General features: G+C 46.0%; 9 protein-coding genes. 4 read left to right on the forward strand and 5 right to left on the reverse strand.

All coding sequences use genetic code 11. The features are described 5' to 3' along the window. The first annotated feature begins 71 nt into the window (after positions 1-71). The 4 genes from NCI00_RS21080 to NCI00_RS21095 all read left to right on the forward strand — a co-directional run bounded on the left by NCI00_RS21080 (position 72) and on the right by NCI00_RS21095 (position 6,087). Positions 72-1,547 carry an arylsulfatase gene (locus tag NCI00_RS21080; RefSeq protein WP_253530905.1) on the forward strand — a complete coding sequence of 492 codons (1,476 nt, stop codon included), beginning with the start codon at positions 72-74 and terminating at the stop codon, positions 1,545-1,547. Positions 1,548-1,572: 25 nt separating this feature from the next. Further along, entirely contained in the window at positions 1,573-3,045 is a 1,473-nt protein-coding gene (locus NCI00_RS21085; RefSeq protein ID WP_253530909.1) for a sulfatase family protein, read from the forward strand. Positions 3,046-3,134: 89 nt separating this feature from the next. Further along, positions 3,135-4,799, forward strand: coding sequence for a L,D-transpeptidase family protein (locus NCI00_RS21090; RefSeq protein ID WP_253530912.1), 1,665 nt, complete (start codon positions 3,135-3,137; stop codon positions 4,797-4,799). A gap of 10 nt (positions 4,800-4,809) precedes the next feature. Beyond that, positions 4,810-6,087, forward strand: coding sequence for an Hsp70 family protein (locus NCI00_RS21095; protein ID WP_253530915.1), 1,278 nt, complete (start codon positions 4,810-4,812; stop codon positions 6,085-6,087). On the opposite strand, the gene NCI00_RS21100 is transcribed toward NCI00_RS21095, so the two are convergent. The 5 genes from NCI00_RS21100 to NCI00_RS21120 form a co-directional block, all read right to left on the reverse strand. Further along, positions 6,071-7,363, reverse strand: a complete 1,293-nt coding sequence (locus NCI00_RS21100; RefSeq protein WP_253530918.1) for a TolC family protein — start codon at positions 7,361-7,363, stop codon at positions 6,071-6,073. The two genes, NCI00_RS21095 and NCI00_RS21100, sit on opposite strands and share 17 nt — an antisense overlap. 153 nt (positions 7,364-7,516) lie before the next feature. After that, positions 7,517-10,621 (reverse strand): efflux RND transporter permease subunit, encoded by a 3,105-nt coding sequence (locus tag NCI00_RS21105; protein ID WP_166560248.1) that lies wholly within the window; start codon positions 10,619-10,621, stop codon positions 7,517-7,519. Further along, positions 10,618-11,685, reverse strand: coding sequence for an efflux RND transporter periplasmic adaptor subunit (locus NCI00_RS21110; RefSeq protein ID WP_253530921.1), 1,068 nt, complete (start codon positions 11,683-11,685; stop codon positions 10,618-10,620). Before NCI00_RS21110 ends, NCI00_RS21105 begins: the two co-directional genes overlap by 4 nt. Before the next feature lie 542 nt (positions 11,686-12,227). Next, positions 12,228-12,443, reverse strand: coding sequence for a type II toxin-antitoxin system HicA family toxin (locus NCI00_RS21115; protein WP_253530924.1), 216 nt, complete (start codon positions 12,441-12,443; stop codon positions 12,228-12,230). Next, positions 12,436-12,648, reverse strand: coding sequence for a type II toxin-antitoxin system HicB family antitoxin (locus tag NCI00_RS21120; RefSeq protein WP_253530926.1), 213 nt, complete (start codon positions 12,646-12,648; stop codon positions 12,436-12,438). The genes NCI00_RS21115 and NCI00_RS21120 overlap by 8 nt, the downstream gene beginning before the upstream one ends. Positions 12,649-12,671: the final 23 nt, after the last annotated feature.

The raw sequence follows: 12,671 nt of genomic DNA on the forward strand, positions 1-12,671 counted from the left end.
ACCCATTTTTGTTTTATAACCGTCGGGGGCAAGAACCTGATTGCTCCCAACGGTTAAACTAAAATATCCTTATGCAACGACTCCTATTCCTACCCCTATTTTTATTTTCTGCTTTACTATTCGCCCAAAAACCAAGCTCCAAGCCCAATGTCATCTACATCTTTGCCGACGATTTGGGGTATGGTGAATTGGGCTGTTATGGACAAAAAAAAATTAAAACGCCCAACCTCGACCGCTTGGCAGCGGGCGGGTTGCGTTTTACCCAACATTATTCATCCGCGCCTGTTTGTGCGCCCTCGCGCTGCGGTCTCATGACGGGCCGCCATACTGGGCATACGTATATTCGGGGAAATTACGAACTGGGCGGCTTTGAAGACGACAAAGAAGGTGGGCAAATGCCCCTCAATGAAGGTGCTTTTACGCTGGGACACCTCTTCCAACAGGCGGGGTATAAAACGGGGGCCGTAGGTAAATGGGGAATGGGAATGGCCAACACCACTGGCAACCCCAATCAACAAGGTTTTGATTTCTTTTATGGCTTGCTTTGTCAGAAACAATCTCACAACTTTTATCCCACTCACCTTTGGAAAAATGGGGAGAAAGTACCGTTGAACAATTCATTCATCCGCGTTCATAAACCCATGGCCGAAGGCGATGAAAACTACGAGTACTACACTGGAAAAGAATACGCCATTGACAAAATGACCGAGCAGGCAAGCGCGTTCATCACCGAAAACAAGAACAAACCTTTCTTTTTATACCTTCCTTATACCCTACCGCACCTTTCGTTGCAGGCTCCCGCCGAAGCTGTAAAGGAGTACATTGGGCAATTTGAGGACAAACCTTATCGCGGCCAAAACGGTTATGCATCAACGCGTTATCAGTACGCCACTTACGCGGCAATGGTCTCGTACCTAGACAAACAAGTGGGTATCATTTGGGACTTGCTGAAAAAATCAGGTTTGGAAGAAAATACCATCATTATGTTTTCGAGCGACAACGGCGCTACGTTTGATAAAGCCGTAGATACCCGTTTTTTTGAAAGTAACGGTAACCTGCGCGGGGTAAAAAGAGACGTGTACGAAGGCGGTATCCGAATGCCGATGATTGCCTATTGGAAAAACAAAATCAAAGCAGGTCAGACCACCGACCACATATCAGCGCAATACGACGTACTCGCCACCTGTGCCGAATTGGTCGGTATCAAACCCACCACCGCCACCGACGGAATTTCGTTTTTACCCACATTGCTCAATAAGGGAACGCAAAAAAAGCACGACTTCCTGTATTTTGAATTTCCCGAAAACGGCGGTCAACTGGCCATCAGAATCGGCAACTGGAAAGGCTTAAAACGCAACATGAAAACCAATCCTAACGCTGCATGGGAAGTGTATAATTTGGCAACCGATGAAAGCGAACAAACCAACGTGGCCGCCCAACATCCTGAGCTTATTCCGCAATTTGACGCCATCGTTAAACGCGAACACCGCCCGTCACACTTGCAGGAATGGGAGTTTGTAGACCCCAAATTTGAAACAAAAAAGTAACACGCTCAATGCCCCTCCTCCAATCATGAAAAAAACAACCGCCTTTCTCCTTAGCCTTTTTATCGTTTCGATTATTTCGGCATTTCAATTCCTGCCCCTAGAAAAAGCACCGAAAGCGGGGCAACCCAATATCATTTTGATTTTTATGGATGATTTGGGCTACGGCGATTTGAGTTGCTACGGCGCACTCCAATACCGCACGCCCAACCTCGACAAACTGGCGGGCGAAGGCGTTCGATTTACCAATTTTTTGGCCGCCCAAGCCGTCTGTAGCGCTTCACGCGCCGCTCTAATGACGGGCTGCTATCCCAACCGTGTGGGTATTTCGGGGGCCTTGTTTCCCAACGCAAAAGTGGGTTTGAACCCCGACGAAACCACCATTGCCGAGCTTTTGAAAGAAAAAGGCTACGCCACGGGGATGTTTGGAAAATGGCATTTGGGCGACCGTCCCGAGTTTTTACCTAACAAACAAGGCTTTGATGAGTACGTAGGCCTCCCCTACTCCAACGATATGTGGGCCGTTCATTACGACGGAACCGCCATCACCAACACCTCCGATAACCGCAAAAAAAACTTCCCGTTTTTGCCTTTATTGCACAACACAGACACCATTCAGGAAATCAAAACCCTCGACGACCAAGCCAAACTCACGGGAATCTATACCGAGCGGGCCGTGAATTTTATCAAGCAACACAAAAAAAGCCCATTTTTCGTGTATTTGCCCCACTCCATGCCCCACGTACCCATTGCGGCATCGGCTAAGTTTAAAGGTAAAAGCAAGCAAGGCACCTACGGCGATGTGTTGATGGAAATCGACTGGTCGGTGGGTGAAATCATGAAAGCCCTCAAAGAAAACGGGCTGGACAAAAACACCGTCGTCATTTTTACGAGCGACAATGGCCCTTGGCTTAACTACGGCAACCACGCCGGTTCGTCGGGCGGCTTGCGAGAAGGAAAAGGCAATAGCTTTGAAGGCGGTCAACGAGTGCCATGCATCGTGCGCTGGAAAGGCGTGACGCCCGAGGGATTGGTGTGTAACAAGCTGACCTCCACCATTGATTTATTGCCAACCATTGCTACCATTTGCGGCACCAAGCTCCCCGCCAAGAAAATCGACGGTGTTGATATTTTACCGCTTTTGAAGGGTGATATGGAAGCCACCCCACGCAAGTATTTTTACTATTACTACCGTCGCAACAACCTTGAGGCCGTTCGCCGCGATGACTGGAAGCTGGTTTTGCCGCACGAAGGCCGCACCTATGAAGGGCAAATTCCGGGCAATGACGGATTTCCAGGAAAAGCGCCCGAAAACACACCTTTTCCACTGGCGCTCTATGACCTCCGCCGCGACCCCGCCGAGCGTTATGATGTAAAAGAAGTTTATCCAGAAATTTTGGCCGAACTCCAAAAAGTAGCCGAAGAAGCCCGCGAAGATTTAGGAGATGACATCACAAAACGTACTGGCAAAAATGTACGCATGAGCGGTCGAGTACAATAATCGTTTGGGGGGATTTCTTTTTTAGCGCCTTCTTCGACGGGGAAATTCGTAGATTTGCGGCGGAAAGGAAATCCCCCAAACGCTGTTGAATGAAAAAAAATCGGCTTTATATTGTCCTTGGTGCAGGAGTTGTCGCAATTATCGCGGTAGTTTTGTACTTCCAATTTCGTCAGAAACAACAACCTCAGGTGGCCTTTGCACCTGATTCAAGCGTTTATTCCAAGCAAAATTATACCAATTTTATTCTGGACAGTGCAGCCTTGGTCGCTTTTTACCGAACGCACTTAATCTCAGACAGCACGCAGAAAAACATTACTGAATTTTATCAAAGGCGGGCGTATCAGTATGCGTGGTTCAGCGAAAACAGCCTCACCAACGCGGCCATCAACTTCAACGGGCAACGCGAAGCCTACATCAACGATTTTGCCGACAGCAGCCTTTACAACGCCGAAATTGACCTCTTACTTTCAGAAGCACAAAACCGCCCTGCCGAATTTCTAAAAAAACCCTTAAACGCTCAGAAATTAGAACTACTTCTGACAGCTGCCTTTTTTAATTACACCGATAAAGCCTTTACGGGAACCATCAAAAATCCGTTAGACTTGGAATGGTTTATTCCCCGAAAAAAGAAAAATTATCAAGCACTGCTCGATACCCTTGTTTCGGCCAAAGGCAATCCCATGCGCGAGCCCGTCAACCGTTATTATACTTTGCTTAAGGAACAGCTGCGCCGCTTTCGCCGCATCGAAAAGCAAGGAGGATGGCCAAGCATTGACATTGGCAAAAAAACATTGGGTGAAGGCGATACGGGTTCGGTGCTTTTGGACGTACAAAAAACGTTGCTGGTGCTGGGCGATTTAAAAGCCATTGATACTACGGGTGTTTTCACGGATTCGTTGACCACGGCAGTTAAGCGATTTCAACACCGCATGGGCCTAAAAGAAAGCGGCAAGCTAGACGCCCCCACCGCCACCGAGCTCAACCGTCCCGTAAGTTTCCGCATCCGCCAAATCATGGTCAACATGGAGCGACTGCGATGGGCACCGACCGAGATGGAACCTAACATGCTGCTGGTCAATATTCCTGAGTTCAAACTACACGTTTTTGACGAAGGAAAACAACTCTGGATGTGTAACGTTGTGGTGGGAAAAGAAGCAACTAAAACGAGCATTTTTAAAGGAAATCTGTCGTATGTGGTCCTGAATCCGTATTGGGTGGTGCCCAACAATATCCTTCGAAATGAAATATTACCCCGTTTAAAGCAAAACCCTGGTTATCTTGCTCGCAACAACATGGAGGTGGTTTCGGGCAATAAAGTCATCGACCCTTATTCCGTTCGGTGGAGTGCTTACAGCAACCATGTTCCGTACACCATCCGACAAAAACCTGGAAAATCAAATTCGCTAGGAAAAGTAAAATTCTTATTTCCAAATAGTTACAGCATTTACCTTCACGACACTCCCTCCAAAGGACTGTTTGGGGAATCGCGGCGGGCGTTTAGCCACGGATGCATCCGCGTGGCGGAGCCTGAACGTTTGGCACTGCACGTATTGAAAGACACTCCGTCTTGGAATTTGGAAAAACTGGAGAGCGTTTGGGCCACACAAAGCGAAAAATGGATTACCGTGCGGCCGTCTATTCCCGTTTACATCGTATATTTTACGGCGTGGGTAGACCAAACGGGTCAATTAAATTTCCGTAATGATTTGTACGGACTAGATAAAACGTTAGCAAAAGAAATTTTTGGAGAATAAAAAACAAAGAATGTCTGATATATCTTGTGGCGTAGATTTTGGAACGTCAAACTCTACCATTGCCTATTACCGTGGCGACCGCCTTAGGTTGGTGCCCGTCGAAAAACACCATACAACCATCCCCAGTGCCCTTTTTTTTGAACGAATCAGCAATGCGCCCCACTATGGCCGTGAAGCGGTCGATTTATTTCTGGAACGCGAAAAAGGGCGTTTCATGCGCAGTTTAAAGCGCGTACTCGGTACGTCGGTCATGAAACAGGGGACGATGGTCAACGGCGCTCCGATGCATTTCAATAAAATCATCGGCCAATTTATCAAACACCTGAAAGACAAAGCCGAAACCGACGCGCAGCAGGAAATTGAAAGTGTCGTCATGGGTCGACCAGTTCATTTTATTGACAATGACCCCGTTGGTAACCAAAACGCGCAAGAAGAATTAAGAGTCATTGCCCAAAATGTGGGCTTTAAAAACATTGATTTTCAGTTTGAACCCATTGCGGCGGCCTTCGCCCACGAGGTAAATGTGGCGGGTGAACAACTGGCCCTTGTGGTTGATATTGGAGGGGGAACCTCCGATTTTACCGTGATTCGGCTTTCCCAAAAATACCTAAATAAGCTCGACCGCTCAGGCGACATTCTGGCCAATACGGGCGTCCGGATTGGGGGCAATGATTTTGACAAAGACCTGAGTCTACATGCTTTCATGCCCGAACTGGGCTACCGAAGTACATACGGCGACAAAAATCTACCCGTTCCTTTGAAATTTTACTATGATTTGTCGGAGTGGAGTAAAATAAATTCTTTGTACACGCCGAAAAACCTGATGCTGTTGCGTCAATATTTGGGGCAATCGCACGACAAAACCCGTTTTTCGAGACTGCTCAATGTGTTCATGCAGGAAAGCGGGCACATTCTTTTGGGGGTAGTGGAAGACACCAAAATTGCCCTTACTTCCGACGAGGTTCACGAGGCACCATTGGATTTTATCGAAAATGGCTTTACCGTAACAACGGCCAAAACGGTGTTTGAAGAAGCCATCACGCAGGAGATTACCAACGTGGCCAACGCCGCCACCCAATGCGTGCAAGACGCAGGCGTACGCCCAGAAAACATTGATTTGATTATCTTGACGGGGGGCTCAACGGAGATTCCTGCGGTACAGTTGAAGTTCCGTGAATTGTTTCCCAACGCCACCGTTTCCGAAGAAAACAAACTGGACAGCGTTGGCGTTGGCCTCGCCTACGACAGCAAACGCAAGTTTTTAGCAGAGGCTACTTCAGTTCGTTAACCAACCGCAACAATTCAATTTCAGCCGCCTTGGCCGCAAAGCTTAGATTGGTAAAAGTATAACCTATATTTTCAAAGCTTTGCTGCGCTTGGCGCACTTCTACGATGGTGGCTTGACGAAGCTGAAAACGCTGGAGCGTCAAATCCAATAGTTGTTTGGCCAAGTCTATATTCTTTTTCTGGTCCTCCAATTGTTGCAGGCTCATCGTATAGGCTTGATACGTCCGCACGGCCGTATTGCTAAAATTACGCATCAAAATGCTTTTTTGCAGGTCTGCATTTTTGGCATTTATCCCAGCTATTTGTTCTTGTCTTTTAAATATTCCACCGTTATAAATTGGGATGCTTAAAGATAATCCAATCAGCGGGCCGCTGCTTTGGTTGAGTAGGGTTAAGCCCGCTGCTTGTTGATTTCGGTTGTAGCTATACCCTGCATTGGCCCGAAGCGAGGGATAACGCAAGGCCGTTGTTTCTTTAATCAATTGTTCGGCAATCCGAATTTGATAATCGGCGGCCATCAACTCGGCGTTTCTATCTAATTTTTTTAGAATATCGTTTAATCCAATTCCGCGCTCTACGATGATGGTATCCTGCACCGAAATCAGCGTATCGGGGCGTACATTCATCAGCAACAATAAATCGGTTTTGGCCTGTTCGATGATGAGTTGCTGCGATTGTTTTGTTTGGTATAGCGTGTTCAAATCAATTTGCGACTGAAACAAATCGGCATTGTTGGCAAGCCCCACACTTTGCTGGGCTTTTACGATGTCAAGGCGTTTTTGGGCTACGTCGATGGATTGGTCAATGGTTCGGGTATAGGCCTGTTGCCGAATCACGTCATAGTATTTCGTCATCACCGCCGCGATGGTGTTTTGTACTTGCGCATTCACCAACTGGAGGCTCTGCAATTCCACCTGTTCCAACCGCTTTTTTACGAATTTCACCCGATTTCCGTTGTAAAGCAATATCGTTGCGGTTACGTTTGAGTTCAACTGGTTGGCCGCAGCACCGTTTCGTCTGATTTCTACGCCCGTATTCAGTTTCTGATTTACGTTCGTAATCTGCTCATTGTCATTGATGGTCGCAGTGACGGTAGGCCGCCCCCCCGCGATGCTGATGTGGTTATTGATGTCGGCGATTTGGACGTTATTTTTCAACACTTCAATATCAAGGTTGTTCTTTAGGGCAATACTAACCGCATCAGATAGGGAAAGTTTTTGCGAAAAGACTCTTGAAGAAAGAAATAAAACGAACAGTACTAAAGTGTATTTCTTCATTGTGAAGATCGTATTTTACAGAAAAAGGATTTTATGTTTTTTATAAACGTGGGCGAGGTTTTGAACCTTTTTTTCACAAACGTCGGCGAGGTTTTGAACCTCACCGACGTTATTTATCCCGACGTTATTCAAGTAAGTCGAAATGCTATTATATTAATGCACAGGCATTTCTGCTTCTTTAGGTGTTTCTTCGGATTCGATGGTTTTGTGCTCCCCCGAAACATACGTGTACACGGCAGGTACCACAAACAGGGTAAGTACCAAAGAAAACAAAATGCCGCAAACGACCACGATACCCAAAGGAATACGACTTGAACCAGCAGCGCCCAAACTCAGCGCAATTGGCAGCGCGCCTAATGAGGTAGCCAAACTGGTCATGAGGATAGGGCGAAGGCGTTGAGTTGCCGCATCTACCACGGCTTCCATCTTTTTGAGGCCCTGTTCTCGCCTTTTGTTGGCAAACTCCACAATCAAAATTCCATTTTTGGTCACCAATCCGATGAGCATAATCATCCCAATTTGCGAGAAAATATTGAGGGTTTGGTCATAAACCCACAAGCTCAATAACGCCCCCGCCAGTGCCAACGGCACCGTAATCATGATAGTGAAGGGGTCAATGAAACTTTCAAACTGAGCCGCCAGTACCAAGTAAATCAACACCAAAGCCAGTGCAAATGCAAAGAGGATATTAGAGGAGCTTTCCGAGAAATCTCTCGAAGGGCCAGAAAGTGCGGTTTGGTAGCTTTCGTCCAATAATTTAGCGGCAATTTTATCCATCGCAGCAATACCATCACCAATGGTATAACCTTCTGACAAAGAAGCGGAAATGGTCGCTGCTTTGTAGCGGTTATAGTGATAAATCGTCGTTGGATTGGTGCTTTCTTCCCATTTGATTACTGAACTTAAAGGGATATTTTCACCCCGAACATTACGCACATACAGCCGCCCGATGTCTTCGGGCTTGTTGCGGTCGCTTCTTTCTACCTGCGCAATGACCGAGTATTGAAAACCATTCTGAATAAAATAAGCCAAACGCCCGCCACTGAAGGCCGCCTGAATCGTCGCAATCACATCTTGGGTAGTTAGCCCCAAGTCCTTGATTTTCATGCGGTCTACGGTCAGTTTTAATTCAGGACGGTTAAATTTCAGGTTTACGTCCACGTTGGCAAACGTTTTATCATTCCGTGCAGCCTCCAAAAATTTAGGAATAATTGCCCGAAGTTTGTCCAAGTCTTGATTTTGGAGAATAAATTGAACAGGGAGCCCCCCGCGTGAGCCAAAGCCAACCGAAATCGTTTGCTCTTGTACGGCAAATACCCGTGCTTGATTGAAACGGCCTAATTTTTTCTGCAAATCATTCGTAATATCACTTTGGCTGCGCGTACGTTCGGTAGGAGGTACTAAGGCCAAACGCGGGGCGGCACTGTTGGTACTACCACCTCCACCTGGCCCTCCACCTGGGGTACGCACAAAGATAAAATCTCGTTCGGGAATGGAGTCATACAAAAACTTGCCTAAATCGTCGGCAATTTGTGCCATAGCACTATAGCTCGTTCCTTCGGGGGCTGTCACGTTGAAACGAATGCTACTGCGATCTTCCAAGGGCGCGAGTTCGCTTTTTAGGTTACCCATGCAAAACCAGATAATTCCTCCACAACCCGCAATGACAATCCAAGCAACCCAGCGTACTTTAAGAAAGCCCTTTAGCATGACCTCATATAGGTTTTCCATGCCCCTGAAAAAGGGTTCGGTTTTTTGATAAAACCGCCCATGTCCTGCTTTTTTACGGGTCAAATACACGTTTAGTACAGGGGTGATGGTAAGCGATACAAATGCCGATACCAACACCGCCGAAGCGAGCGTTACCCCAAATTCTCTAAATAGACTTCCGATAAATCCTTCTAAGAATATCACGGGCAAAAACACAATCGCCAACGTAATGGAAGTAGAAATAACCGCGAAGAAAATCTCTTTACTGCCTTCAATGGCCGCCTTACGGATGGGGAAGCCCTGTTCGAGTTTCTTGAAGATGTTTTCAGTGACCACAATCCCGTCATCTACCACCAGACCCGTGGCCAATACAATGGCAAGCATGGTAAGAATATTGACCGAAAAGCCCGCCAAATACATGATGAAAAACGTAGCGACCAATGAAATAGGGATATCAATTAATGGTCGAATGGCAATGAGCCAATCGCGGAAGAAAAAGAAGATAACCAATACCACCAAAATAAAAGAAATGATCAGGGTTTCTTCCACTTCGGCCAGTGAATTACGAATATTTTTGGTGTTATCGCTTAAGACTTTGAGCTGAATATCGCTTTTACTACTTTTCTGAATTTGCTCAAGACGTTTATATATCTCATCAGCAATTTTGATGTTGTTGGCTCCCGGCTGAGGAATAATCGCCAAGCCCACCGCGTGCAAGCCGTTGAATTTCCAGCTTTGTTCAAGTTGTTCGGGTCCTAGTTCTACTTTGGCAACATCGCTCAAACGTACAATCCCCGTGGCATCTTCCCGGATGATTAAGTCTTGGAATTGCTTTTCGGTGGTCATGCGCCCCAGTACCCGAATCGTTAAATCCGTGTTGTTGCCGTATATTTTTCCGGGAGGCAGTTCAATATTTTCGCTGTTGAGTGCAGTACGAATATCCGAGAAAGCCACATTGTAGGCACTCATTTTGTCAGGATTGAGCCATATCCTCATGGCGTAGCTTTTCTGCCCAAAGATGTTGATTGCACTTACTTCATCAACCGTTTGAATCTGCTGTTGCAGTACGTTTTCGGCATAATCACTTAGCTCCAAGAGGCTTTTGGTTTCACTCTGAATAGCCACAATCATAATAAAATCCCCGTTGGCATCGGCTTTTGATACTACCGGCGGGGCATTTATGTCCTGAGGAAGGCTCCGCACGGCTTGGCTTACCTTATCGCGCACATCGCTGGCGGCGGCTTCCAAATCTACGCCCAAGTTAAACTCTACGCTAATCTGGCTGTTGCCTTGCGAGCTAGACGAGGTGATGGTACGTATGCCCTGAATCCCGTTGATTTGTTTCTCCAACGGTTCGGTAATTTGGCTTTCGATGATGTCGGAGTTGGCTCCTGTGTACGACGTACTCACCGAAATCAAGGGTGGGTCAATGGCCGGGTAGTCACGAACGGCCAAAAAAGTAAGTCCAACGACTCCAAAGATGACCACTGCCAAGTTCATGACTGTGGCAAGCACGGGACGATTAATCGATAGTTCAGAAATGTTCATCGCTTTGTTGCTTTTCGTACTTTAAGAATGGCATCAGGTTTGGCAAATAATACTCCAGTCACTACCACCGAGTCTCCTTCACTGATTCCCTGCGTGATTTCAACATTATTGGCAGTACGTAATCCTGTTTGGACATTGACAAAGGAAGCCTTGCCTCCTTTTACTAAAATTACTTGGCTGTTTCTATCGTCAGGAATTATGGCATTGGTCGGAATCATAATGGCTTTTTTGTTATTGCCACTACTAACAATCACTTTGGCAAATGCCCCTGGGTTGACCCGTGAATCATCCAGCAATGCGCGCACCATCAGGTTGCGGGTCAGGCGGTTGGCTTGGGGTTCAAGCGCTATTACCGTAGCTTTTCTCATGGTGGTATCCCTGCCTTCCAGTTTTACTTTCACCACACTTCCTATCCGTATCAGATCGCTGTTTTCTTCGGGAAGGGTAAAGTCGATTTTCATTTTACCTAATTGCTGCATAGTGGCAAGAATACTCGTCGGAGTCACATACGCACCAGGACTCACTTGTCGCAGTCCAACTGTCCCCGTGAAAGGTGCACGAATGATGGTTTTATCAATCAATGTTTGGGTATAAGCAATATCTGCTTTCAGCGTATTGACCGTGTTCAAAGCGGCATCATAATCGCTCTGATTGATTCCATTTACCTCCAAAAGCTTCCTTAGTCGCTCTTCGGTTTTTGTAGCAGTCTCCAACTGAACTTTCGTCCGCTTTACCTGTGCTTCTAAATCGGCGCTATTGATACGCGCCATTACCGTTCCCTCAGCCACCGACTTGCCTTCCGGAACGTTTAGGTATGTGAGCCGCCCGCTGACTTCAGGCCGCAGTTCCGTAGACTCCCCCGGAATAATGGTTCCATTGGCTTCAATGACATTGGTAACGGGCTGAGAAGTGGCTACCATCACATCTACAATCGTGGGTTTGTCTTTTTTATCATCACCGCCTTTCGGTTTTTCTTTTTTTTCTTTACAGGCTGCGAAAGTCAAACAAAACAAAATTGTGTACAAAGAGATATAGGTAGAGGGAATTCTTTTAGGGCAATTCATTAAAATACCAGTTAAGTAGTCGAATAATATAAAGTTGAATCAGCAGAATTACTCATAATAATATATAACTACAAATATATGTATTCGTTGGTGAAGCCGGCGGTGATTCCTACCCAAAAGCCCTAAAAATGAGAGCAACCACGGTTAAAACGCTACGAGCGCCAAAATGACCTTTTGATAGGAGCACTTTTTGGCGTAATTCTGAAGTTTATTTACCCTTAATGAAATACATTTTTAAACAAAACAAAACCCGACCTCGCTACTTGTTTTTAAGCAAATCCGAGACCGGGAAGTTATAAAAATAAGACAGGTTACTTCAATTTCATCGCCAGCGTTACGCTGTTGCCAACCATCCCCGTACTGCGCAGGTAAGAACGTCGGCAACAGGGGCAATGTAGTCTGTTTCCTTTTCAAAAATAGCTCGATATGATTCTTTGAGGCGAATGTATTCTTTTCCACCTCTTGTGTTGGTTAAACCTTTAAATCAACTCAATATCATTCTTTTTACCTCCATTTTGGCCTTCTTTCAAATTCCTTTGGCTTCAGTTTTGAAAATCTTCCATACTCAAATTCGATTGCCTCAGTATGGAGCGAAAAGTGCCAAAAGGTATCTCCTTTTTACCCATCGGAACGATAACAGTTAAAACGGGATGACCATCTTTTCGAAATTTGGCATGGCTACCTTTTTGAGAGACAAACTCAAAACCCATTCGTAAAAGCACCTTCACAATATAGTCGGAAGAATATAGTTTAGGCATACGAAATGGTGGCGTGTACGAGTTCGGGCTGCTCGATTTTGGTGACGTTTTCTTGACTGTTATCTTCAAGATAAAGTGCAAGGGCTTCATTTAAGTTATCTAAAGCCTCTTGTCTGGTTTCGCCAAAGCTCGAAATATCTATGTTCAGACATTGAGCCACAAAATACTGCTCCTCTTTCCAAATGACATATTCTAAGTGTAGCATAACAGGATTTTTTTACAAATATA

Origin of the sequence: Runella salmonicolor, assembly GCF_024158025.1 — a bacterium.
Lineage (GTDB): Bacteria > Bacteroidota > Bacteroidia > Cytophagales > Spirosomataceae > Runella > Runella salmonicolor.